Raw genomic sequence first — 23084 nt, 5'->3', positions numbered from 1 at the left:
AAGCTCATTCGCGCCCCAGGTCCCGGTGCAGCACCCGCACCGTGAGCTCGTCACCGCCTTGCAACCGCCCAGCCAGCGCCTCGGCCATCGCCACACTGCGGTGTTTGCCGCCGGTACAGCCAATCGCTACGGTCATGTAGCGCTTTCCCTCCCGCCGGTAACCCTCGATCACGACGTTCAGCAGCCGATGGTAGGTGGCGACGAACTCCTCCGCGCCGGGTTGACCCAGCACGTAGGCGCGGACGTCGGGGTGCTGACCGGTGTGCGGGCGCAACGCGTCGATCCAGTGCGGATTGGGCAGGAAGCGCACGTCCATGACGATGTCGGCGTCCATCGGCAGGCCGTACTTGTAGCCGAACGATTCGACCGTCACGCTCGTCTCCGCGACCACCTCGCCGCCGAAAGCCCGCTCGATGCTGTCGCGCAGGGCATGTACCGACAGTTTGGAGGTGTCGATCACCAGATCAGCGGAGGCGCGGACCGGTGCCAGCAGCGCCCGTTCCCGCGCGATGCCCTCGGCGAGTGTCTGTCCGCCCTGCAGCGGGTGGCTGCGCCGGTTCTGCTCGTAGCGACGCACCAGGATGTCGTCACTGGCCTCGAGGAACAGCACGCGCGGGGTGATGTTGCGGGTGGCCAGATCGCGGCGCACCCAGTCCAGGTCACCGGTGAACCCTCGCGACCGCACGTCCATGACGACCGCCAACTGGGTGATGCGCGAGCCGGCGGCCAGCCCCAGTTCCACCATGCGGGCGATCAGCTCCGCCGGCAGGTTGTCGGCGACATACCACCCGAGGTCCTCGAGCACCTTCGCCGCGGTTCCGCGGCCTGCGCCGGACAGCCCAGTGACGAGCACGACGTCGATCCCCGATGCGGAGGGTTCGACATCCCCCTGCAGCTGTTCGCTCATGTCCGATTCTGTCATCCCGTCACCCTGCGTTGATCATCGTCGATGACGGCTGCCGCCGCGCCCGAATCGGCCGCTGCGGCCTGCGGGACGCCAAGGGCCTCGAGCACCGCGCGCGCGGTCGTCACCCCGATCCCCGGCACCGCGGTGATCTCCTCGACCGACGCCTCCTTCAACCGCGCCACCGAACCGAAGTGTGTGACCAACGCTTTACGCCGGTGCTCGCCGAGCCCCCGCACCGAGTCGAGCGCCGACGCCGTCATCCGCTTGGACCGCTTGCTGCGGTGGTAGGCGATCGCAAAGCGGTGCGCCTCGTCGCGCACCCGCTGCAGCAGGTAGAGGCCCTCGCTGTTGCGCGGCATGATCAGCGGATCGGGCTCCGCGGGCACCCACACCTCCTCGAGGCGCTTGGCCAGCCCGATCACCGCGACATCGCTGATCCCAATATCGTCGAGCACCGCCTGCGCCGCGTTGACCTGAGGGGCGCCGCCGTCCACGACGAACAGATTCGGCGGGTAGGCGAACTTGCGCGACTTGCCTCCCGCCGCCACCCCGCCGGCGACATCGTAGGGGACCGACGGCACCGTCGGATGCTGCGTGTCGTGCAGGTGCCGGTAGAAGCGTCGCCGGGTGACCTCCGCGATCGAGGCGACGTCGTCGCTGCGGCCATCACCGGCGGCCTCGCGGATCGCGTAGTGCCGGTAGTCCGATTTGCGGGGCAGCCCGTCCTCGAATACCACCAGCGACGCCACCACATCGGTGCCCTGGACGTGGCTGATGTCGATGCACTCGATCCGCAGCGGCGCGTCGGCCAGCCCGAGTGTGTCCTGAATGCTCTGCAGCGCAGCCGTTCTGGCCGTGAAGTCGCCGGCCCGCTTGAGCTTGTGCTGCGCCAATGCCTCTTTGGCGTTACGCTGCACCGTCTCGAATAGCGCCTTCTTGTCGCCGCGCTGCGGCACTCTCAGTGCCACCCGGGATCCCCGCAACTGCGACAGCCACTCCGTCAGCTCGTCGACGTTGTCGGGCAGACAAGGCACCAGCACCTGGCGCGGGACCGGATTCGTCGCCTCGTCCAGACCGTTGTCGCTGGCCCCGCCGAGCTCGGCTTGATCACCGTAGAACTGGGTGAGGAATTGCTCGACCAGCTCACCTTCGCCGGATTCACCGGGGTCACCGGACTTCTCGACGATCCAGCCGCGCTGCCCGCGCACCCGGCCACCACGCACGTGGAACACCTGCACGGCGGCCTCGAGATCGTCGTCGGCGAAGGCGACGACGTCGGCGTCCGTGCCGTCGCCCAACACGACCGTCTGCTTCTCCAACGCCCGCCGCAGGGCGCCGATGTCGTCACGCAGCCGCGCGGCCCGCTCGAAGTCGAGGTCCTCGGCGGCGGCGTTCATCTTGCGTTCCAGGTCGCGCACCAGCCGGTCGGTCTTGCCCGACAGGAAGTCGCAGAAGTCGAGCACGATCTGGCGGTGCTCCTCGGCACTGACCCGCCCGACGCAGGGCGCCGAGCACTTGTCGATGTAGCCGAGCAGACACGGACGGTCAATCTGGTTGTGCCGCTTGAACACACCGGCCGAACACGTCCTGGCCGGGAACACCCGGGTGAGCAGGTCGACCGTTTCGCGGATCGCCCAGGCATGCGAGTACGGCCCGAAGTAGCGCACCCCCTTCTTCCGCGGACCGCGATACACCTTCAGCCGCGGGAACTCCTCGCTGAGGGTGACGGCGAGCACGGGGTAGGACTTGTCGTCGCGGTAGCGAACGTTGAACCGCGGGTCGAACTCCTTGATCCAGTTGTACTCGAGCTGCAGCGCCTCGACTTCGGTGTTGACGACGGTCCACTCCACCTTGGCCGCCGTCGTCACCATCTGCCTGGTCCGCGGCGCCAGCCCGGAGACGTCGGCGAAATAGGAGTTCAACCGGCTGCGCAGGCTCTTGGCCTTGCCGACATAGAGCACCCGGCCGTGCGGGTCCCGGAACCGGTAGACGCCCGGTTCGACGGGGATCGCCCCGGGCGCGGGCCGGTACGTCGATGGATCGGGCACGCTCCCAGGTTACTGCCGCGGCTGCTGCGGGTTGGATCCGCGCGACCCCGCTGAACAAGCCGCAGCGCGACGTGCGGACAGGCCGCGAGTGACTCCGCTACCGTCGAAGGGTGCGGATACCGGCGTCGGTACAGAAGGTGACCGCCCTGCTGGGAGGGGTGGTGTTGCTCATGGCCGGATGTTCCGATCCCCAGCAAGCTCCCCCGACCCCGCCGCCGGTGCCCTGCGAGATCGTGTCGAACGGCACTCCCACCCCCAAGACCCCCGAGGCGGCGCCATCGGGGGATGGTCGGGACGACCTTGCCAACGAACCGGAGGTGGGCACCGGTTACCGCAAGGACATGACGGCGGTGCACACGGCTCGATACTCGGTGTCGACGGCAAACCCGCTGGCCACCCAGGCGGCCTGTCGGGTGCTTCGCGACGGCGGTACCGCGGCCGACGCCGTGGTGACCGCCCAGGCGGTGCTCGGACTCGTCGAACCGCAGTCCTCCGGCGTCGGGGGCGGCGGCTTCCTGCTGTACTACGACGCCGTATCGGCAACGGTGCAGGCCTACGACGGTCGCGAGGTCGCTCCGGCTGCCGCGACGGAGAACTATCTGCGGTGGGTCAGCGACACCGACCGCACGCCACCCAAACCGGATGCTCGGGCGTCCGGGCGCTCGATCGGCGTGCCGGGCATCGTGCGGATGTTGCAGACGGTCCACGACGCGCACGGCAGCACCACGTGGCGGGAACTGTTCGAGCCGGCGGTCCAACTCGCCGACGACGGCTTCGACGTCAGCCCGCGGCTGGCGGCGGCGATCTCCGACAGCCGGGCGGAACTGCGACTCGACGCCGCTGCGGGACGGTACTTCCTCAACGCCGACGGCAGCCCGAAGGTCGCGGGCAGCCGCCTGACCAACTCCGCCTACGCCAAGACCCTCGGCGCGATCGCGTCCGACGGCGCCGACGCATTCTACCGGGGCGCGATCGCCGAAGCCGTCGTCGAGGCGGCGGCGGACGCCTCGGGCGGCCGCACACCCAGCGCGATGACTCTGCAGGATCTCGCCGACTACACCGTCGAAGTCCGTCAGCCGCTGTGTCGCCCGTACCGCGGCAAGGAGATCTGCGGAATGCCGCCGCCGTCGTCGGGCGGTATCGCGGTGCTCGCGACGCTCGGGATGCTGGAGCGTTTCCCCATGGCCGACTACCGCCCCGACGACATCGACCGCAACGGCGGCAGGCCGGACGTGATGGGGGTGCACCTCATCTCCGAGGCCGAGCGGCTGGCCTACGCGGACCGCGACCGCTACGTCGCCGACACCGCCTTCGTACCACTGCCCGGCGGCTCCTCGGACACCCTGCTCAACACCGCCTACCTGGCCGGCCGTGCCGCGCTGATCAACGAACGGCGCAGTATGGGCACCGCCAAACCAGGGCAGTTCGGGCCGCCGGCCGCGCCCACCGCGCAACCCAAGGAGCACGGGACCAGCCAGGTCAGCATTGTGGACTCCTACGGCAACGCGGCGTCACTGACCACCACCGTGGAGTCGCAGTTCGGGTCGTTCCACATGGTCGACGGATTCCTGCTGAACAACCAGCTCACCGATTTCGCCGCCGAACCGGTGGGCCCCGACGGCGTGCCCGTGGCCAACCGGCTGCAGCCCGGTAAGCGGCCGCGCAGCACCATGGCCCCGACGCTGGTGTTCGACGCACCGCCCGGCGCACCCGGCGCACGGGGGCCGCTGTACGCGGTGCTCGGCTCCCCCGGCGGCGCGGTGATCATCCAGTTCGTGGTGAAAACCCTTGTCGGCGTGCTGGATTGGGGCTTGGACCCGCAGCAGGCGGTGGGCATGGTCGATTTCGGGGCCGACAACACCCCGGAGACCAACGTAGGCGGTGAACATCCCAACGTCGACATCACCGACAACGGTGCCAACGATCCACTCGTGACGGGTCTGCGCAAGCTCGGTCACCGTGTCGACCTCGCCGACCAGTCCAGTGGGCTGTCGGCGATCGTCCGCGATGACGCCGGCTGGATCGGCGGCGCCGACCCACGACGCGAGGGGATGGTCATGGGCGACGGCCGGCAGGCAGGAGCGTAGCGACTTGGGGAGCCAGACCCAATGACCGAACAGCACGTCACCCGGCTGACCGAAGCCGACTGGTGGCAATTCGCCGTGGTGCGGTTGCGGGCGCTGACCGATTCGCTGGGTGTCGACGACGCCCAGTACCGGCACGAATCGTCCTTCACCGCCGCGCAGTGGCGCCGCCGACTGCGCGAACACGCACAGTTCGCGGTGCTCGTCGAGGGCCGCCCGGCCGGTCTGATCAGCGCACAGCGCGAAAACCCGCAGTCGGTGTACCTGTACTCGCTGTGGCTGGACCCGGATGCGCGTGGACACGGGCTGGCCCGCCCGCTGGTCGAGGCGGCGGTGGACTGGGCGCGCAGCCAACGGGTGCACACGGTGAGGCTGCGGGTGGCCGCCGACAACGCGGTGGCGCGTGCGGTGTACGAGAGCGTCGGATTCCGGATCTCGGCAGCGACCGTCGGGCCGCGCCACGAGTTCGCGATGTCACTGACTGTGTGATGTCACTGACTGTGTGAGATGTCACTGACTGTGTGAGCGGTAATACGTCAGCGCTTCCCGCAGCTTCTCCATCGCATGGACGGCGCGCTCCTTGTCGACGGCCTGAATGGCCATCAGCGGGATGTACTCGTCGTCGGGCAGGTCCACCCTGGCCCAGCGGGCACCGGTGGGAAACGAGACACCCACAACGTCGGACCAATCGAGAACCCGGTCGGCCCAGAGATTGCGCACCGACAGGCCGCGCGGGCCGACCCGGACCCGTGGGCGCGCGAACAACGTGACCACCGCGCCGATGATCACGCCGAGGAGCGCGATCGCCACCTGGTCGGCAGTCTGGAAGATGACGCCGCTCGAGCCGATCTTGAGCAGGAATCCGACGGTGACGTGCGCCGCCACGATCACCGCGGCCGCAGCATAGGCGAAGTAGGGCGTCAGGTGGGGCCGGATCACCACTTCCCAGTCACTCACGAGAGTCCGCGCAGCTTCCGCAGGGTAAGCGCGGTGGACAGCGCCGCGGCGGCGGCCTGGGCTCCCTTGTCCTCGCTGGAACCGGCGAGCCCCGCGCGGTCGAGCGCCTGCTCCTCGGTGTCGGTGGTCAGCACGCCGTTGGCGACCGGAGTCGAGGCGTCGAGCGAGACACGCGTGAGGCCCTGGGTCACCGCGTCACAGACGTAGTCGAAATGCGGTGTCTGCCCGCGGATCACGACGCCGAGCGCGACGACCGCCTCGTGGTCCGCCGCGAGCGCCTGCGCGACGACCGGGATCTCGATGGCACCGAGTACCCGAACCACGGTCGGGTCACTCACGTTGGCTGCCTGGGCGACCTTGCGCGCGCCCTCGAGCAGTGCATCGCAGATCGTCGAGTGCCAGGTACTCGCGACGATGCCCACCTTCATGCCGGACGCGTCGAGCTGCGGCAGATCCGGCACCCCGGCGCCACCGCTCACCGAGCGCCACCGAGGTCGGTCGGGTGTCGCTCGCCGAGCAGGTACACGCCGTCGTCGTAGTCGTCCATGCTGTGGGACTCGCTGTACTCGTCGAGTCCGGTGAGGTCGTGGCCCATTCGGTCACGTTTGGTCATCAGATAGCGGATGTTCTCGGCGTTGGCGCGGACCGGCAGCGGCACCCGCTCGATGATGTGCAGGCCGTATCCGTCGAGCCCGACCCGTTTGGCCGGGTTGTTGGTCAGCAGGCGCATCGACCGCACACCGAGGTCGACGAGGATCTGCGCGCCGATGCCGTAGTCACGGGCGTCCGCGGGCAATCCGAGCTTGAGGTTCGCATCGACGGTGTCGTCGCCGGCATCCTGCAGCTGGTAAGCCTGCAACTTGTGCATGAGTCCGATACCGCGGCCCTCGTGACCGCGCATATAGAGCACGACGCCGCGGCCCTCTCGGGCGACCATCGCCATCGCGGCGTCGAGTTGCGGACCGCAGTCACAGCGCCGGGATCCGAAGACGTCACCGGTCAGGCATTCGGAGTGCACACGGACCAGCACGTCGTGTCCGTCGCCGTGGGGACCGGCGATGTCGCCGCGGACCAGCGCGACGTGTTCGACGTCGTCGTAGATGCTGGTGTAGCCCACCGCGCGGAATTCGCCGTGTCGGGTGGGGATACGCGCCTCGGCGATGCGCTCGATGTGGCGTTCGTGCTTCCGCCGCCACTCGATCAGGTCGGCGATGGAGATCAGCGCCAGGTGGTGCTCGTCGGCGAAGATCCGCAGTTCGTCGGTCTGGGCCATCGCGCCTTCGTCCTTCTGGCTGACGATCTCGCAGATGGTGCCGGCCGGCTGCATTCCGGCGAGTCTCGCCAGGTCCACCGCGGCCTCGGTGTGGCCCGGACGGCGCAGCACACCACCGTCTTTGGCCCGCAGCGGCACCACGTGCCCGGGCTTGGTGAACTCGTCGGCCGTGGCGGTGGGATCGGCGAGCAGACGCATCGTGGTGGCCCGGTCGGAAGCCGAGATGCCGGTCCCTACACCATTTCTCGCATCGACGGTGACCGTGTACGCGGTACCGTGCTTGTCCTGGTTGACCGCGTACATCGGCAACAAGCCGAGCCGGTCGCAGATCGCGCCGTCGAGCGGGACGCACAGATAGCCCGACGTGTAGCGGACCATGAACGCGACCAGCTCGGGGGTGGCCTTCTCGGCGGCGAAGATGAGGTCGCCCTCGTTCTCGCGGTCCTCGTCGTCGATCACGACGACGGCCTTGCCGGCCGCGATGTCCGCGATCGCCCGTTCGACCGAATCGAGCCTGGTCATTGTCTGCCACCCTTACCGGTTCCCGAACACGCGGAACCAGGAAAAATCATCGTCCTCGCTTCAGTATGAACCACTGGAGCGCACCGAATATTGCCAGTGTCAGTCGGTGGGGCGGCTCATCAGCCGTTCGACGTATTTGGCGATGACGTCGACCTCCAGGTTCACCCGGGTGCCGACCGGTGCGCTGCCGAGGGTGGTGAGTTCGCGTGTGGTGGGTATCAACGACACCTCGAACCAGTCTTCTTCCGCGGCGTGACCCAGCGCAGACACGGTCAACGACACCCCGTCGACGGTGATCGACCCCTTCTCCACGACGTAGCGCGCCAACGCCGTCGGGAGCGCGACGCGCACCACTTCCCAGTGCTCCGACGGTGTGCGCGCAATCACATAACCGGTGCCGTCGACGTGCCCCTGCACGATGTGACCGCCCAGGCGGCTGTTGACCGCGGCGGCACGTTCCAGGTTGACCCGGCTGCCGACGCCGACGTCGCCGAGGCCGGAGCGGTCGAGCGTCTCGCCCATGACGTCGGCGGAGAACACGCCGCCCGGCTGGATCTCCACCACGGTCAGACACACCCCGTTGACCGCGATCGAGTCACCGTGGCCGGCGTCGGCGGTGACGACCGGTCCGCGAATCACCAACCGCGCCGCGTCGGTGAGGTCGTGTTTGCCGATGACCTCGCCCACTTCTTCGACGATTCCCGTGAACACCCGACCAGGCTAGTCCCCGCTCGAACTCCTCCGCTGGCCGCGCGACAGGATGCTCGAACGGCCACCCTCTACGATGCAGTCATGCCGTCGAGCCCTCGCCATGCCGCCCAGGCCCTGATCGTCGCCCTCCTCCTCGCCGCCGCGATGTTCGTCGCGGGTTGCTCCTCATCCTCGGAGGACGCCGACAGACCATTGCCCGACGCTGCCGCACTGCTGCAGGACGCCACGCAGACCACCCGTGACCTGCAGAGCGTGCACCTGAACTTGACGGTGCAGGGCACGATCGAACAGTTGCCGATCGAGTCACTGCAAGGGGACTTGACCAACACGCCGGCGGTGGCGGCCTCGGGCAAGGCCGACATCGTGTTCCTCGGCCAGCGGCTGGAAGGGGTCGAGTTCGTGGTCGCCGACGGCAACCTGTACGGGGCCATCAGTGCCGGCAGCTTCCAGGACTTCGGCCCCGCCGCCGACATCTACGACGCCGCGGCCATCCTCAGCCCCGACAAGGGCCTGGCCAATGTGCTCGCCAACTTCAGCGACCCGAAGGCGGAGGGCCGGGAGAACGTCAGTGGTGTGGACACCGTGCGCGTGAGCGGCACCGTCACCGCCGAGGCCGTCAACGCGATCGCCCCCCAGATCGGCGCGACCGGCCCGGTGCCCGCGGTGGCCTGGATCGAAGAAGAGGGCAACCACAACCTGGCGCAGGTGAAGCTGGAGCCCAGCGCAGGAAACAGCGTCACGATGACGCTGTCGGACTGGGGTAAGCAGGTCACCGTCACTAAGCCGGCGGTGTGATGCCGACCGGCAAGTTCGACCAGGCCGTCGAGCCGGCGAGCAGCCGGAGCCGTCGGATCGCGATCGGTGCGGGCAGTCTCGCGGTGCTGCTCGGCGCGCTCGACACCTATGTCGTGGTGACGATCATCCGCGACATCATGTTCGACATCGGGATCGCGATCAATCAGATCCAGCGGGTGACGCCGATCATCACCTGGTACCTGCTGGGCTACATCGCGGCGATGCCGCTGCTGGGCCGGGCCTCGGACCGGTTCGGCCGCAAGTTCATCTTGCAGCTCAGCCTCGCCGGATTCGCGGTCGGCTCGGTGATCACCGCGCTGTCCGACGACCTGATCCCGATGGTCGTCGGTCGGACCATCCAGGGCACCGCCAGCGGCGCGCTGCTGCCCGTCACGCTGGCACTGGCCGCCGACCTGTGGTCAGCCCGCAACCGCGCTTCGGTACTCGGCGGGATCGGCGCCGCGCAGGAGCTGGGCAGCGTGCTCGGGCCGCTCTACGGCATCGGCGTGGTGGCCGCGCTGAACACCTGGCAGGCCGTCTTCTGGATCAACGTGCCGCTCGCGGCGATCGCGATGGTGATGATCCACTTCAGCCTGCCGGGCAGGCAGAAGTCCGACGAGCCCGAACGGGTCGACGTCATGGGCGGCCTGTTGCTGGCGCTCGCACTGGGCCTGGCGGTGATCGGCCTCTACAACCCGGCGCCCGACGGTGAGCAGATCCTGCCGACCTGGGGTCCGCCCGTGCTCGTCGGCGCGGCGGCCGCGGCGATTGCGTTCTTCGTGTGGGAACGTTTCGCCCGCACCCGTTTGATCGAACCGGCCGGTGTGCACTTCCGGCCGTTCCTCGCGGCGCTGGGCGCCTCGTTGTGCGCCGGTGCGGCGCTCATGGTGACGTTGGTCAACGTCGAACTGTTCGGCCAGGGGGTCCTCGGCCAGGACCAGAACCAGGCCGCCTTCCTGCTGCTGCGGTTCCTGGTCGCCCTGCCGATCGGGGCGCTGCTCGGCGGCTGGCTGGCCGGCCGCATCGGTGACCGGCTGGTGGCGTTTGTCGGCCTGCTGATCGCCGCGGGCGGGTATTTCCTGATCTCCAGGTGGCCGGTCGACCTGCTCTCGGCCCGCCACGACCTGGGCCTCATCAGCCTGCCGGTCCTCGACACGGACCTGGTGATCGCCGGGATCGGCCTTGGCCTGGTGATCGGACCGCTGACCTCGGCGTCGCTGCGCGTCGTGCCCGCCTCCCAGCACGGCATCGCGTCGGCCGCAGTCGTGGTGTCCCGCATGATCGGCATGCTGATCGGCCTGGCGGCGCTGTCGGCGTGGGGCCTGTACCGGCTCAACCAGCACCTGCAGACGTTGCCGTTCCCACCCGGTGCCGACACACTGGCCGAGCGGCTGGCGGCCGAGGCGGACCGCTACCGCGCGGCGTACGTGCTGCAGTACGGCGACATCTTCATCGTCACCACGATCATCTGTGTGATCGGTGCGCTGCTCGGATTGCTGATCAGCGGCAGGCACGAGCACGCGGACGTATCCGCCGTGCCCGGCGACGTCGATTCGCTACGGGACGCAGACGACGAGGCGCCCACCCAGTTCATCAACGTCTCGCGACATTCAGGCGACGCGCCGACCAGGGCTTTCGGCACCGGGGCCGGAGACCAGACCACGCGCATCCCGCGGCAAGCGCCGGCCGGCAGGCACCGGAACGAGGATTGAGTCAGCAGCGCTCGGTACCGGGCCGGATCAAGCGGTAGTCCTCCTGGTCGTCTGGGCGGTTGGGCAGCACGCTGCGCAGGGGTCCCCAGACGAACGACCCCACGGCGCGGGGTGCGGCCGTCGGGATACTGAGCCAGTCCTGTAGTGCAGTCACGCTTGACGTCCTTTGTTGTTGCTCGTCGCGCGCAGATCGTCGGTGAAAGCGCTTCGGCACAAGTGTACCGAGGCGCATCCCCGGCAATAAGTTCTCCAAGCTGGGGGATATGCGGTGTGTGTCGGCTCTCACGCCGGCGCGAATTGGCTGGGAACCGCGCTCAGCTGGGGACCAGCGACAGCAACACGTCCGGCCCGATCGGGGTGATCCCGTCGAACCGCCACCGCTGGGCGTGGGCGATGCTCGGCACGCCGACGTCGTCGACGGCGGTGACCGGCCCGCCGAGCAGGATCGGCGCGACATAGGCCACGATCCGGTCGATCGCCCCAGCCCGCAGGAACGCACCTGCCAGGGTCGGACCGCCCTCGAGGATGACGTCGGTGCGGTCGGACAGCGCGCTGAGCACCTCCTGTGGATCGCGGGTGCGGATCACCATGGTGCGCGAATGGTCGTTCATCACACGGGAATCCGACGAGATCTCGCGCTCGCCGACCACCACGCGCAGCGGTTGGTGTTCGGCGAGGCTGCCGTCGGGGAGCCGCGCGGTCAGCACCGGATCGTCGACCAACACCGTTCCGGTGCCGACCACGATGGCATCCGCGACTGCTCGGCGGCGGTGTACGTCGGCGCGGGCGGCCTCGCTGGTGATCCACTGGCTGCTGCCGTCGGCGGCGGCGCTGCGGCCGTCCACACTGGTGGCGAACTTCCATGTGACATGCGGTGCACCGGTCCGCTGTTTGTGCAGCCACTCCCGCAGCACCCCGCCGGCCACCGCATCGCCGAGTACGCCGGCGGTCACCGTGACACCGGATTCACCGAGCCGGGCTGCTCCCCCGGCAGCCACCGGATTCGGGTCGGGTACGGCGTACACGACGGCCGACACCTCGGCTGCCAGAAGCGCATCGACACACGGCGGGGTCCGGCCGTGATGGTTGCACGGCTCCAGTGTCACCACCGCGGTGCCGCCCGCCGCCCTGGGGCCGGCGCGGCGCAACGCCATCACCTCCGCGTGCGGGCCACCCGGCGGCTGGGTCGCTCCGATACCCGCAACCTCACCGTGGGCGTCCAGGATGACCGCTCCGACAGGGGGATTCGGGTAGGTGCTGCCCTTGACGCGGTCGGCCTGTCCGACGGCCAGCGCCATCGCGGCCTCGGGAGTCATCAGAACAGATGCTTGGAGGCGGCGGCGGCCCGATCGCGCAGCGAACGCACCGCCTCGGCCGGGTCCTCCGCGCTGTACACGGCGGATCCGGCGACGAAACAGTCCACGCCTGCCTCGGCGGCCGCGGCGATGGTGTCTTCGTTGATGCCCCCGTCAATCTCGACCAGAACCTTGAGTTCACCGGAGTCGACCAACCGCCGCGCGATGCCGACCTTCGGCAGCACCTCGGGAATGAACTTCTGCCCGCCGAAGCCGGGTTCGACCGACATGATGAGCAGGGTGTCGAACTCTCGCAGGATCTCCAGGTAAGGATCGATCGGGGTTCCCGGCTTCACCGACAGTCCGGCCTTGGCGCCCGCCGCGCGGATGTCGCGGGCCACCGCGACCGGGTTGTCGGTAGCCTCGGCGTGGAACGTGACGTTGTGCGCGCCGGCCTCGGCGTACGGCGGCGCCCACCGCTCGGGATTCTCGATCATCAGATGGCAATCCATCGGGATGTCGGTCACCTGCAGCAGGGATTTCACGACGGGCAGCCCGAGGGTCAGGTTCGGCACGAAGTGGTTGTCCATGACGTCGACGTGCAGCCAGTCGGCGCCGGTGACCGCGGCCGCCTCGTCCGCGAGCCGGGTGAAGTCGGCGGACAGGATCGACGGTGCGATGAGGGGGTGCGCCATGCGGATCAGATTACTTGCAGCGCTGCGGCGAACATCGCGTCCGTGCCGTGGCGGTGTGGCCAGAGCTGAACGTACGGGCCGTCACCGAGATCGGCGACGGGCTCGAACAGCGTGCGGGTGTCCAGTGCGGTGACGGGATGGCGGCGGAGCGCATCCGCGACCACGCCGACCGTCTCGACCAGATGCGGTGAACACGTCGCGTAGAGCACCACGCCGCCGGGGCGGGTGAGCCGAATCGCCGAGGCCAGTAGTTCCCACTGCAGGCGAGCCAGACCCGGCACGTCCCCGGGTTGCCTTCGCCACCGGGCCTCGGGCCGCCGCCGCAGCGCCCCGAGCCCGGTGCAGGGCGCGTCGACGAGCACCCGGTCGAATCCGGGTTCGACACCGGGATCGCGGCCGTCGACCCGCAGCACCGACACGTCGAGGCCACGGGTGTTCTCCTCGACCATCTCGGCGCGGCTCGGCGCCGGTTCCACCGCGGTGATCGATCCGGGCGCCAGCGCCGCCAGCATGGCGGTTTTCCCGCCCGGGCCGGCACACAGGTCGAGCCAGCGGCCGCGGTCGTCGTCGACGGGGGCCAGGGTGAGCGCGCGGGCCACCAGCTGGCTGCCCTCGTCCTGCACCAGCGCGCGTCCGTCGCGGACGGGTTTCAGTCGGCCGGGGTCACCGCCGGGCAGGTAGACCGCGTACGGCGAATAGCGGCCCACGTCGCCGCCGACCGCCGCCGCGAGTTCCTCGGCGCTCAGCACGCCGGGGCGTGCGGCGAGGTGCACCACCGGGCGGGCGTCGTCACTGGCCAGCAGTGCGTCGAGCTCACCGGCGCGGGCCCCGAGCGCATCGGTGAAGGCTTGGGCGACCCAGCGCGGATGCGCATGGGCGAACGCGATGTGCCCGACCGGGTCGCTGTCGGCGGGCGGCGCCAGCTCCGCGACCCAGGATTGCTCGTCGCGGCCGGCGATCTTGCGCAACACCCCGTTGACGAACCCAGCCCGGGCGGTGTCGAATTCGATGCCCGCCTGCTCGACCGTGGTGGACACCGCGGCGTGCGGCTCCACCCGCGTGCGCAGCAGTTGATAGGTGCCGAGCCGCAGGAGATCGAGCAGCACCGGATCGATCCGGTCCACCGGACGCCCCGCGGCGCTCCCGATGACCGCGTCCAGCAGGCCGCGGCTGCGGCACGTGCCGTAGGCCAGTTCGGTGGCGAACGCGGCGTCTCGCGCGTCGAGGCGGCGCTCGTTGAGCGTCGCGGGAAGCGCAAGATTGGCGTAGGCGTCTCGCTCGGACACCGCGCGCAGGACGTCGAACGCGACGCGGCGCGCCGGGTCCAGCGGTTTGCGTCGCTGGGGACGGTTGCGCTGCGGGCGGTGCGGCGGGCGGGTCACTGAGCCGACACCGACGCGTCGAGGCGGGCGCCGCGCGCCCAGTCGGGGGCGTTCATGGGTTTCTTGCCGGGCGGCTGGACGGTACCCAGGCGCACCGGTTTCGTCGCGGTGCCGACGTGCACCGCGTCCTTGAGGACGCGCAGCGCGCCAGGATCGAGGGGTTCGGCGAAGTCGGCGGAGTCAGTGGATACGACGGTGACCGGTCCCAGCTTCACCCGCACGTCACCGATGACTGTCCAGGCGCCCGGGTTCGGGGTGACGGCGCGGATCCGGCGCTCGACGACGTGGGCGGGCAGATCCCACCGGACACGGGCCTCCTCCACGGGGATCTTCGGGGCGACCGTGACGCCGTCGGTGGGTTGCGCCACCGCCTGCAGCCGGCCGTCGGCGATGCCGTCCAGCGTGCTCTCCAGCAGATTCGCGCCGGAATCGGCGAGGCGGGCCAGGAGGTCCCCCGCGGTGTCGGTCGGCCTGATCGTCTCGGTGACCACCCCGTACACCGGCCCGGAATCGAGTGCCGGCTCGATGAGAAAGGTGGTGGCCCCGGTCACCGAGTCACCGGCCGCGATGGCGGCCTGCACCGGGGCAGCACCGCGCCAGGCCGGCAGCAAAGAGAAGTGCAGGTTGATCCAGCCGTGGGCGGGGACGGCCAGCAGCCGCTCCGACAACAGCGCGCCGTACGCGACGACCGCGCAGCAGTCCGGCGCGATCTCGCCCAGTTCGGCGACGAACTCGTCGGAGTTGGGTTTCGGGGGCCGCAGCACCGGGATGTCATGGTCGAGAGCAAGCTGGGCGACCGGCGACGGCGACGGCTTACCGCGGCGGCCCGCCGCTGCATCGGGGCGGGTCAGTACCGCCACCACCTCATGGCGTGGCGATCCGATCAACCGCTGCAGCGAGGGCAGGGCCGGCTCGGGGGTGCCGGCGAAGACGAGACGCACCGAGACAGTCTAGGGAGGGCGCAGAACGGTGGTTAGCGCCAGCACCAGAGAAGCTCACGTACCAGCCGGGGTTTCGGCGCGGGCAACTCCCTTCTCCGTCTCGTAGTTCTTGGCCCACAGCGCAACGGCCACAGCAGCCCGACATTGAGCAACCCCGACATTGAACAACCCAGACATTGAACAACCCAGACATTGAACAACAAGGTGATCGACGACGCGAACAACCGGGGCAAGCCGTCGTGCTGTCCGGTGGGTTGGGCTCACCCTATGTGCAACGGGTCGATCTGCACACGAGCCGGATCGGTGTGGTGGCGGGCGCTCAGCACGCCGGCCGCCCGGCGTAGTGCGGCCGCCAGTGCCAGCCCCCGATCACGGGGCACCCGCACCAGCATCCGGCTCACCGGCGTGTCGGCCGGTGTGCCTGGCGGGCGTCGCGCGCCGACGGGGAGGTCGACCGGTCCCAGTGCCTCGGCGCCGTCGGGTAGGTCGGCGGCCCCGAGCAACGCCGTCACCGCCGCGAAGGCACCGTCGACGGCGGCGATGTGCACCGCGGGCGGCAGCCCCACCTCGGATCGCGAGTCGAGTTCGAGTTCGGCGTGTCCCAGGGGATCCCAGCGGATCAACGCCTGCACGGTCGGGATCGCCGACTCGGCTACCACGATGACGACGCCGCCGTCCGCACGGGGGCGCACCAGTGCGGAGGCCGACATCCACCGGCGCAGGGTGTCCTCGGCCGCACGGAGATCCTGCCGCCCGAGCAGCGCCCAGCCGTCGAGCAGTAGCGCGGCCCCGTATCCGGCCGCGGGCTCTGGTTCGGCGCCCGGGGTGGCCACCACCAGCGCGGGCTCGTCGGCGACGGCAGCCACCACCGCCTCACCGCTGGAGGTGACGACCGGTGTGCCCGCGAACGCGCGCCCGAGCTCTTCGGCGGTGCGCCTCGTTCCCACCGCCACCGCCCGAACCGACTCGGAGCCACAACGGCAGCAACGTAATCCGATCTCCTCGCGGCCGCACCACCGGCACATCACCGCTCCGCCGCGCTCGAGCAACGACAGCGGGCCGGTGCAGTGTCGGCACCGGGCGATGGCCCGGCAACGCCCGCAGGCCAGCGCGGGTAGGTAACCGCGCCGGGGTACCTGGACCAGAACCGGCCGGCCCGCCTGCAGGGCGGTGCGCGCCGCCCGCAATGCCACCGACGGCAGCCGGGCGGTGCGCGCCGCCGGGTCGCGTTCCTGCTCGAAGCCGCTGTCCTCCAGGGCGATCACGCGTGGCGCCGCCGCCCGCACCGCGGACCGCGGCGCGACGAGGTCGTGTGCCCACCGGCTGCGGACCAGCGCCTGGGCCTCCGCGGTGCGGGCGTAGCCGCCGATGAGCGCCGCGCAACGCAACTGGTGAGCGCGCAGCATGGCCACCTCCCGCGCGTGCAGATACGGGGCCCGCGGTTCGGCCAGGCTGTCGTCACCGTCGTCCCACACCATCACCAGCCCGAGGTTGCACACCGGGGCGAATACGGCGCTGCGGGTGCCGATGACGAACCGGGCACCGCCCCGCAGCACCGACAGCCAGCGCCGGTAGCGCTGCGACGGACCGAGCCCGGCGGACAGGGCGACGACCCGATCGTCGGCGAGCAGCGGGACCGCCGCCGCGTGCAGGGCGTCCACATCACGCTGATCCGGGACGACCGCCAGCACGCCGCGGCCACTGGCGACGGTCAGCGCCGCGGCCTCGGCCAGGCGGGTCGCCCACCTTTCGCCGGGAAGCGCCTGCCACACCGCGCGGGCGGCGCGCCCATCGCCCACCGCGCGGAGGAACTGTTCGGCGCGCGGATAGGCCTGCCAGGCGGTGAGGTCGATCGGGGAAGCCTCGACGGGAGGCAGATCGGCGGCCGGATCCTTCTCGGCGCCGGCGTGCCGTGGTGGTACCGCCAGGCGAAGCACGTCAGGTCGGGTGCCGGCGTAGCGGGCGGCGACCGCGTCGACGAGCCGGCGCACATCGGCGGTCAGCACCTGCTGCGGCGAGACCACCCGGTCCAACCAGCCCAGCTGCCCCGGATGGTCGGTCTCCGAACGCCGCTCGAGCAGGAACCCGTCGACCAGCCGGCCGTGGAAGCGGACCCGGACCCGAACGCCGGGCTGGGCGTCGTCGGAGGATTCGGCGGGCACCAGGTAGTCGAACTCGCGGTCCAGGTGCGGCACCGACAGCATCGGCAGCACACGCGCGATCGGCTCGTGTTCGGCCGGCTGCCGGGTTTTGGTCACCGGACACCTCTAGCAGACGGCCCGGACACGCGGCGACACCGCCTACAACGCGAAGTGCTCCTTGAAAATTTGCCCGTGCACACCGACCGTGCGGTCGACGACCTGGGAGATGGTGAAGTCGCTAGCGGCGGACAGGTACGCGTAGGCGGTGGCACGGTCCATCCCACGGTCGCGTTCAAGATAGTCGAGGCCGTTGACCACCGCCCGGCGCATCGCGACGTCGAGATCGCTGCCCTGCCCGCCGACCGCGCCGTCCGGATCCGACAGGCCGATCGGTATCCAGGCCTGCTCGGTCTCGGCGAACGGATAGCGGAAGGCCACGCTGGGCGCGTCGCCGGATCCCCGCTTGCACACCGTGAGCCGGAAGGTGCCGCGCAGTGAGCCCTCCATCGCCGTCAGCGCCACCTCACCGTCACCCATCGCCATGTGCGGATCCCCGACGTAGAACAGCGCACCCGGCGCGAACACCGGCAGGTAGAACGTCGACCCGACGCCGAGCAGCTTGATGTCGATGTTCCCGCCGCCGATCGTCGGCGGTATGGAGTTCGCGTTCGGCGCATTGAGGCCGTCGTCCTGGGCGTAGGCGACGCCCATCATCCCCATGAACGGGTTGAGCGGAAACCGCACCGACCCGCCGGCGCCCACAGGCATCACGCCGCGGCCCTGTTCGACCGGGGTAAACACCGACACGCCACCCCACTTCGTCGGATCGGGGTCGGACCGCCTGTCGGTCCCGGTCGGTGGCATCACCTCCGCCAGCGAGATGCCGGCGGGCGCGACCTTGTCCGGTGTCAGCGCGAGCGCGCCTTTTCCGTGCCGGCTGGACACCACCCCGTAGGGCACCCGCGGAAGGGTCTGGAGCGTCTCGATCTTCAGCACGTCGCCGGGTTCTGCGCCCTCGACGAAAATGGGGCCGGTCACCACGTGCGGCCCGTCCTTGACGAAGTCACGGGGGGTCCGATTGTATTCCGCAGCGATGGTTTTGGCGTCTTCCAGGACATCGGACTCGTTGACCCCCAGGCCGCCGAAGTACTCGACCGGATTGCGGCCCTGGTCTTCGAGGATGCCTTCATGCGAGACGGCGTCGATGGTGACGGTCTGGCCGGAGCGCATCCGCAGCACCGGGGTGGCGTGCACGGTCGGCACGTACCCCCACAGCACCTGATCGGGCAGTGAGGATAGGTAGTGGTCACCACTGCGGTCACCCTGCCCGGGCTGCAGCACCGGTATCGAGGCGTAGGGCAGTTGAGCGGAGTCGGCCGACGATGCGTTCTTTGTGCACGCCGCGAGGACCGCGCTCGCCCCCACGCCGACCACCGCTGTCTGGAGGAATCCCCTACGACCGCAGCCGTGTCTTCCGCTCATAGCGCGACGCTAGTGACCGAACGTTTCCGTACGGTTAGGTCGCGGTTCACTTCGGTTTACCGTGCGACCGAAGAGCAAGCGCCGTGATGCGGGCCCGCGACGGGGCGGTGCGCCGGCGTGCGTACGGTGAGGTGGTGTCTGTCGCTGACGAGAAACCGCCGATCGACGCCATTCTGAGAAAGGTATTGGATGCGGTGCCGTTCCAGCTCTCGGTCGACGAGGGCGTCGAGGTGGCCCGCCAGAAGCTGCGTGATCTGCCGCGGCGGGAGGTCCATCCCGAGGTCGAGGCGCAGGACCGGACGGTACCCGGACCTGCCGGCGACATCCCTATCCGGGTGTACCGGCCTGCCACCCCGCAGCCGTGGCCGCCGGTCGTGGTCTTCTTCCACGGTGGCGGATTCGCCGCCGGAGACCTCGACACCCATGACGGTGAATGCCGGCACCACGCGGTCGCGGCCGACGCGGTCGTGGTGTCGGTGGACTACCGGTTGGCACCCGAACACCCGTATCCGGCCGCGGTCGACGACGCATGGGCGGCGCTGACGTGGATCGCCGAACACGGCGCCGACCTGTCGGTGAATGCGGCCCGCCTGGCGGTGGCCGGCGATTCCGCGGGCGGCAACCTGTCGGCGGTGCTGACCCACCGTGCCCGTGCACACGGCGGACCGCCGATCACGTTCCAACTGCTCTGGTACCCGGTAACGATGTGGGACCGGTCGCTGCCGTCGGTGATCGAGAACGCCGACGCGCCGATCCTCGATGCCTCCGCCATCGACGGGTTCTCGCGGTGGTACGCCGGTGACGAGTCCGATCCGTCACCCGATATGGCTCCGGGGCGGGCGAGCGACTTCACCGGGCTGCCACCGGCCTACATCGCTGTCGCAGGACACGACCCGCTGCGCGACGACGGCATCCGGTACGCCGAATTGCTGTCCGCCGCAAGCGTACCCGTCGAGTTACACAACGCCCAGACGCTGGTGCACGGCTACCTCGGTTACGCCGGTGTGGTGCCGGCGGCGACAGCGGCGGCCGAGCGGGGGTTCGCCGCACTGCGCGCGGCACTGCACGCTTGAGGCGCCCTTTGGCCGAGCACCGCGGTGTTACCCGGGCATCGCCGACCTACGAGTAGTCGGCCTGGGCCCTTACCGCACTTTCCAGAGAAGCTAGATCGCCGTCTTGAGCGCGTCGGCCTTGTCGGTGCGCTCCCACGGCAGATCGACGTCGGTGCGGCCGAAGTGGCCGTACGCGGCGGTCGGCGCGTAGATCGGGCGCAGCAGGTCCAGGTCCCGCACGATCGCGCCGGGGCGCAGGTCGAACACGTCGGTGATGGCCTTCTCGATCTTGACCGGGTCGACGGCCTCGGTGCCGAAGGTCTCGACGAACAGTCCCACCGGAGCGGCCTTGCCGATGGCGTAGGCGACCTGGACCTCCACGCGGTCGGCGAGGCCCGCGGCGACGACGTTCTTGGCCACCCAGCGCATCGCGTACGCGGCCGAGCGGTCCACCTTGGACGGATCCTTGCCGGAGAACGCGCCGCCGCCGTGGCGGGCCCAGCCGCCGTAGGTGTCGACGATGATCTTGCGACCGGTCAGCCCGGCGTCACCCATCGGGCCGCCGAGCACGAACTTGCCGGTGGGGTTGACCAGCAGCCGGAAGTCAGAGGTGTCCATGGTGTCGTGGTTGAGGTCCGACAGCACCGTGTTGACGACCTTCTCCCGGATGTCCGGGGTGAGAGTGCCCTCGAGGTCGATGCCCTCGGCATGCTGTGTGGACAGCACAATGGTGTCGAGCCGCACCGGCCGGACGCCGTCGTACTGCACGGTGACCTGCGTCTTGCCGTCGGGCCGCAGGTAACCGAGGACCCCGTTCTTGCGGACCTCGGTCAGCCGGCGGGCCAAGCGGTGTGCCAGCGCGATCGGCAGCGGCATCAACTCCGGCGTGTCCTTGATGGCGTAGCCGAACATCAGGCCCTGGTCGCCTGCGCCCTGCAGGTCCAGCGGGTCACCGGCACCCTCGACGCGGGTCTCGTGAGCGGTGTCGACACCTTGGGCGATGTCGGGCGACTGCGCGCCGATGCCGATGTTGACACCGCAGGTCGCGCCGTCGAAGCCCTTGTCCGAAGAGTCGTAGCCCACCTCGAGGATGCGGTGTCGCACGGTGTTGGTGATGTCGGCGAACGCCTCTTTCGCCGAGGTGGTCACCTCGCCGACGACGTGCACCTGGCCGGTGGTGACGAGGGTCTCCACAGCCACACGTGACCGCGGATCCTGTGCGAGCAGCGAGTCGAGGACCGAGTCGCTGATGGCGTCACAGATCTTGTCGGGGTGACCCTCGGTGACCGACTCACTGGTAAACAGCCGACCTTTACTCACGTGTGATCCTCACTTGTATCGAACGTTGTACTGAACTTCCGCTTGTTTCGTTAGACCGTCAACGTTAGACCGTCAAATCATATCGCTCAGTGGCACCCGAACCGCGTACCCGCACTTCGCGCAACCTCTTGATTCAGCCGAATCCCCCGCCGGTCACCCGGTGCTGTTGTGCAGGAACGCGACGATCGCGTCAACGATACGGCTGGCCATGAGAGTCTTCGTCCCGTGCTCCAGCGCGGTCTCGGTTCCGTCGGCCGCCAGCAGCCACCCGTCGTTGTTGTCGACCTCGAATGCCCGGTTCTCCCCCACCGCGTTGACGACCAGGAGGTCGGAGCCCTTGTGCCGCAACTTGGCGCGGGCGTGGAACAACACGTCACCGTTGGCGTCGCCGGTCTCGGCCGCGAACCCGACGATCGCCCGCATGTTGGGCAGCTGCCCGTCGGCGCGCGCCCGGACCGCGCCGGCGAGGATGTCGTCGGTGCGCGTGAGGTCGATGGTCGGCGCGTCCTCATTGGGATCGCTGGACTTCTTGATCTTGCTGGTCGCCGCGTGCGCGGGGCGGAAATCGGCGACCGCGGCCGCCATCACCAGGACGTGGGCGCCCGGAGCGTGCTTGGACACCGCGTCGCGCAGTTGGGCGGCGGACCCGATGTGCACCACCTCGACACCGGCCGGGTCCACTAGACCCGCGGTGTTCCCGGCGATCAGCGTGACGTCGGCGCCACGCTGGGCCATCACCCGCGCCATCGCGTAGCCCTGCTTACCGGAACTGCGGTTGCCGATGAACCGCACCGGGTCGATCGGTTCGCGGGTGCCTCCGGCGGTCACCAGGGCCCTGACCCCGGCTAGGTCGTAGGGTAACGCGTCACCGCGCACCAGCAGCAGGTGGGCCAGGGTGGAGATCTCCTCCGCCTCGGGCAGCCGGCCCGCGCCGCTGTCGGCGCCGGTGAGCCGCCCGGACGCCGGTTCGAGGACCACCGCGCCGCGGCGGCGCAACGTCGCGACGTTGTCGACGGTCGCGGGGTGGAACCACATCTCGGTGTGCATCGCCGGGGCGAACATCACCGGGCACCGGGCGGTCAGCAGCGTGGCGGTCAGCAGATCGTCGGCCCGGCCGGCGACCGCACGTGCGAGCAGGTCTGCGGTGGCCGGCGCGACGACCACCAGATCGGCTTCCTGCCCGATGCGCACGTGCGGCACCTCGTGGACGTCATCCCAGACGCCGGTGTGGACCGGATGGCCGGAGAGGGCCTCGAAAGTCGCGGCGCCGACGAACCTCAGCGCCGATTCGGTGGGCAGGACGCGGACGTCGTGACCGGCTTCGGTCAGCTGGCGAACCACCGTGCACGCCTTGTACGCGGCGATGCCTCCGGCCACGCCGACGATGATCCGCTTGCGGTCCACTCCGGGTGGCCTGAGCTACTCGCCCTCGGTGTGCTCGAGCAGGTCCTCGTGGATCTCCCGGAGGGCGATCGACAGCGGCTTCTCCTGAAGGCCGGGCTCGACCAGCGGACCGACGTACTCCAGGATGCCGTCACCGAGCTGGTTGTAGTAGTCGTTGATCTGGCGGGCGCGCTTGGCGGCGTAGATGACCAGCGCGTACTTGCTCGACACGCGGTCCAGCAATTCGTCGATGGGCGGGTTGGTGATGCCCAGGGGTGTGTCGTAGGCGCCGGCGGCGGCCGCGTCGATGGTCAGGTCATCCACGGCGGTCAACTGCGCGTCGGCGTGCGGGGTGCTCACGTGAGAAATCTCCTGGCGATGTGC

General features: G+C 69.7%; 21 protein-coding genes. 5 read left to right on the top strand and 16 right to left on the bottom strand.

The features are described from left to right. Nucleotides 1–4: 4 nt before the first annotated feature. Both rapZ and uvrC read right to left on the bottom strand, forming a co-directional pair. Nucleotides 5–922, bottom strand: a complete 918-nt coding sequence (gene rapZ / locus G6N07_RS08315) for an RNase adapter RapZ (protein WP_085191486.1) — start codon at nucleotides 920–922, stop codon at nucleotides 5–7. Continuing rightward, nucleotides 919–2955: an excinuclease ABC subunit UvrC gene (gene uvrC / locus G6N07_RS08310; RefSeq protein WP_085191484.1), complete on the bottom strand. Its 2037-nt coding sequence runs from the start codon at nucleotides 2953–2955 to the stop codon at nucleotides 919–921. Before uvrC ends, rapZ begins: the two co-directional genes overlap by 4 nt. Before the next feature lie 170 nt (nucleotides 2956–3125). Between uvrC and G6N07_RS08305 the strand changes: the two genes are divergently transcribed. Both G6N07_RS08305 and G6N07_RS08300 read left to right on the top strand, forming a co-directional pair. Beyond that, nucleotides 3126–5042, top strand: coding sequence for a gamma-glutamyltransferase family protein (locus tag G6N07_RS08305; RefSeq protein ID WP_085191639.1), 1917 nt, complete (start codon nucleotides 3126–3128; stop codon nucleotides 5040–5042). 21 nt (nucleotides 5043–5063) lie between these two features. After that, the gene (locus G6N07_RS08300) at nucleotides 5064–5528 is read left to right on the top strand and encodes a GNAT family N-acetyltransferase (protein ID WP_085191483.1); all 465 of its coding nucleotides are present in this window, start codon (nucleotides 5064–5066) and stop codon (nucleotides 5526–5528) included. Between the two features lie 21 nt (nucleotides 5529–5549). Here the strand turns inward: G6N07_RS08300 and G6N07_RS08295 are convergent, their stop codons facing one another. The 4 genes from G6N07_RS08295 to G6N07_RS08280 form a co-directional block, all read right to left on the bottom strand. Next, a complete protein-coding gene (locus G6N07_RS08295; RefSeq protein ID WP_085191481.1) occupies nucleotides 5550–5996 on the bottom strand; it encodes a PH domain-containing protein in 447 nt (148 codons plus the stop codon). Beyond that, nucleotides 5993–6475, bottom strand: coding sequence for a 6,7-dimethyl-8-ribityllumazine synthase (ribH, locus tag G6N07_RS08290; RefSeq protein ID WP_085191479.1), 483 nt, complete (start codon nucleotides 6473–6475; stop codon nucleotides 5993–5995). Before ribH ends, G6N07_RS08295 begins: the two co-directional genes overlap by 4 nt. Further along, nucleotides 6472–7791: a bifunctional 3,4-dihydroxy-2-butanone-4-phosphate synthase/GTP cyclohydrolase II gene (locus G6N07_RS08285; RefSeq protein WP_085191477.1), complete on the bottom strand. Its 1320-nt coding sequence runs from the start codon at nucleotides 7789–7791 to the stop codon at nucleotides 6472–6474. The genes ribH and G6N07_RS08285 overlap by 4 nt, the downstream gene beginning before the upstream one ends. Nucleotides 7792–7890: 99 nt before the next feature. After that, entirely contained in the window at nucleotides 7891–8502 is a 612-nt protein-coding gene (locus G6N07_RS08280; RefSeq protein ID WP_085191475.1) for a riboflavin synthase, read from the bottom strand. Between the two features lie 81 nt (nucleotides 8503–8583). Between G6N07_RS08280 and G6N07_RS08275 the strand changes: the two genes are divergently transcribed. Both G6N07_RS08275 and G6N07_RS08270 read left to right on the top strand, forming a co-directional pair. Further along, on the top strand, nucleotides 8584–9297 hold the full coding sequence (locus tag G6N07_RS08275; protein WP_085191473.1) for an LppX_LprAFG lipoprotein: 714 nt from the start codon (nucleotides 8584–8586) through the stop codon (nucleotides 9295–9297). Next, nucleotides 9297–11009 (top strand): MFS transporter, encoded by a 1713-nt coding sequence (locus G6N07_RS08270; protein WP_099050241.1) that lies wholly within the window; start codon nucleotides 9297–9299, stop codon nucleotides 11007–11009. Before G6N07_RS08275 ends, G6N07_RS08270 begins: the two co-directional genes overlap by 1 nt. 1 nt (nucleotide 11010) lies before the next feature. On the opposite strand, the gene G6N07_RS08265 is transcribed toward G6N07_RS08270, so the two are convergent. The 7 genes from G6N07_RS08265 to G6N07_RS08235 form a co-directional block, all read right to left on the bottom strand. Further along, nucleotides 11011–11163, bottom strand: a complete 153-nt coding sequence (locus G6N07_RS08265) for a hypothetical protein (RefSeq protein WP_163784145.1) — start codon at nucleotides 11161–11163, stop codon at nucleotides 11011–11013. Between the two features lie 160 nt (nucleotides 11164–11323). After that, complete coding sequence (gene ribD / locus G6N07_RS08260) at nucleotides 11324–12325, bottom strand: bifunctional diaminohydroxyphosphoribosylaminopyrimidine deaminase/5-amino-6-(5-phosphoribosylamino)uracil reductase RibD (RefSeq protein WP_085191469.1); 1002 nt, start codon at nucleotides 12323–12325, stop codon at nucleotides 11324–11326. Next, nucleotides 12325–12999 carry a ribulose-phosphate 3-epimerase gene (gene rpe / locus G6N07_RS08255; protein WP_085191467.1) on the bottom strand — a complete coding sequence of 225 codons (675 nt, stop codon included), beginning with the start codon at nucleotides 12997–12999 and terminating at the stop codon, nucleotides 12325–12327. The genes ribD and rpe overlap by 1 nt, the downstream gene beginning before the upstream one ends. A 5-nt stretch (nucleotides 13000–13004) precedes the next feature. Further along, nucleotides 13005–14381: an RsmB/NOP family class I SAM-dependent RNA methyltransferase gene (locus G6N07_RS08250; RefSeq protein ID WP_085191465.1), complete on the bottom strand. Its 1377-nt coding sequence runs from the start codon at nucleotides 14379–14381 to the stop codon at nucleotides 13005–13007. Further along, nucleotides 14378–15322: a methionyl-tRNA formyltransferase gene (gene fmt, locus G6N07_RS08245; RefSeq protein WP_085191463.1), complete on the bottom strand. Its 945-nt coding sequence runs from the start codon at nucleotides 15320–15322 to the stop codon at nucleotides 14378–14380. The genes G6N07_RS08250 and fmt overlap by 4 nt, the downstream gene beginning before the upstream one ends. Before the next feature lie 260 nt (nucleotides 15323–15582). Next, a complete protein-coding gene (locus G6N07_RS08240) occupies nucleotides 15583–17580 on the bottom strand; it encodes a primosomal protein N' (RefSeq protein ID WP_085191461.1) in 1998 nt (665 codons plus the stop codon). A gap of 42 nt (nucleotides 17581–17622) precedes the next feature. Next, the gene (locus tag G6N07_RS08235; RefSeq protein WP_235849789.1) at nucleotides 17623–18945 is read right to left on the bottom strand and encodes an acetamidase/formamidase family protein; all 1323 of its coding nucleotides are present in this window, start codon (nucleotides 18943–18945) and stop codon (nucleotides 17623–17625) included. An 86-nt stretch (nucleotides 18946–19031) separates the two neighbouring features. Between G6N07_RS08235 and G6N07_RS08230 the strand changes: the two genes are divergently transcribed. Further along, on the top strand, nucleotides 19032–20018 hold the full coding sequence (locus tag G6N07_RS08230) for an alpha/beta hydrolase (protein ID WP_179959962.1): 987 nt from the start codon (nucleotides 19032–19034) through the stop codon (nucleotides 20016–20018). A 90-nt stretch (nucleotides 20019–20108) separates the two neighbouring features. Here the strand turns inward: G6N07_RS08230 and metK are convergent, their stop codons facing one another. The 3 genes from metK to rpoZ form a co-directional block, all read right to left on the bottom strand. Continuing rightward, complete coding sequence (metK, locus tag G6N07_RS08225; protein WP_085191459.1) at nucleotides 20109–21317, bottom strand: methionine adenosyltransferase; 1209 nt, start codon at nucleotides 21315–21317, stop codon at nucleotides 20109–20111. Between the two features lie 153 nt (nucleotides 21318–21470). Beyond that, complete coding sequence (coaBC, locus tag G6N07_RS08220) at nucleotides 21471–22721, bottom strand: bifunctional phosphopantothenoylcysteine decarboxylase/phosphopantothenate--cysteine ligase CoaBC (RefSeq protein WP_085191457.1); 1251 nt, start codon at nucleotides 22719–22721, stop codon at nucleotides 21471–21473. 15 nt (nucleotides 22722–22736) lie between these two features. After that, complete coding sequence (gene rpoZ / locus G6N07_RS08215) at nucleotides 22737–23060, bottom strand: DNA-directed RNA polymerase subunit omega (protein WP_085191455.1); 324 nt, start codon at nucleotides 23058–23060, stop codon at nucleotides 22737–22739. Nucleotides 23061–23084 lie beyond the last annotated feature (24 nt).

It is taken from the genome of Mycolicibacterium doricum (assembly GCF_010728155.1).
In the GTDB taxonomy this organism is placed as follows: domain Bacteria; phylum Actinomycetota; class Actinomycetes; order Mycobacteriales; family Mycobacteriaceae; genus Mycobacterium; species Mycobacterium doricum.
This window is presented reverse-complemented; position numbering and strand designations above follow the sequence as displayed.

Coding starts and splice junctions, on each gene's coding strand:
- rapZ (WP_085191486.1), bottom strand. CDS start 922: ATGACAGAATCGGACATGAGCGAACAGCTGCAGGGGGATGTCGAACCC.
- G6N07_RS08235 (WP_235849789.1), bottom strand. CDS start 18,945: ATGAGCGGAAGACACGGCTGCGGTCGTAGGGGATTCCTCCAGACAGCG.
- G6N07_RS08305 (WP_085191639.1), top strand. CDS start 3,126: ATGGCCGGATGTTCCGATCCCCAGCAAGCTCCCCCGACCCCGCCGCCG.
- ribD (WP_085191469.1), bottom strand. CDS start 12,325: ATGACTCCCGAGGCCGCGATGGCGCTGGCCGTCGGACAGGCCGACCGC.
- G6N07_RS08275 (WP_085191473.1), top strand. CDS start 8,584: ATGCCGTCGAGCCCTCGCCATGCCGCCCAGGCCCTGATCGTCGCCCTC.
- G6N07_RS08300 (WP_085191483.1), top strand. CDS start 5,064: ATGACCGAACAGCACGTCACCCGGCTGACCGAAGCCGACTGGTGGCAA.
- G6N07_RS08230 (WP_179959962.1), top strand. CDS start 19,032: ATGCGGGCCCGCGACGGGGCGGTGCGCCGGCGTGCGTACGGTGAGGTG.
- G6N07_RS08270 (WP_099050241.1), top strand. CDS start 9,297: ATGCCGACCGGCAAGTTCGACCAGGCCGTCGAGCCGGCGAGCAGCCGG.
- rpe (WP_085191467.1), bottom strand. CDS start 12,999: ATGGCGCACCCCCTCATCGCACCGTCGATCCTGTCCGCCGACTTCACC.
- G6N07_RS08285 (WP_085191477.1), bottom strand. CDS start 7,791: ATGACCAGGCTCGATTCGGTCGAACGGGCGATCGCGGACATCGCGGCC.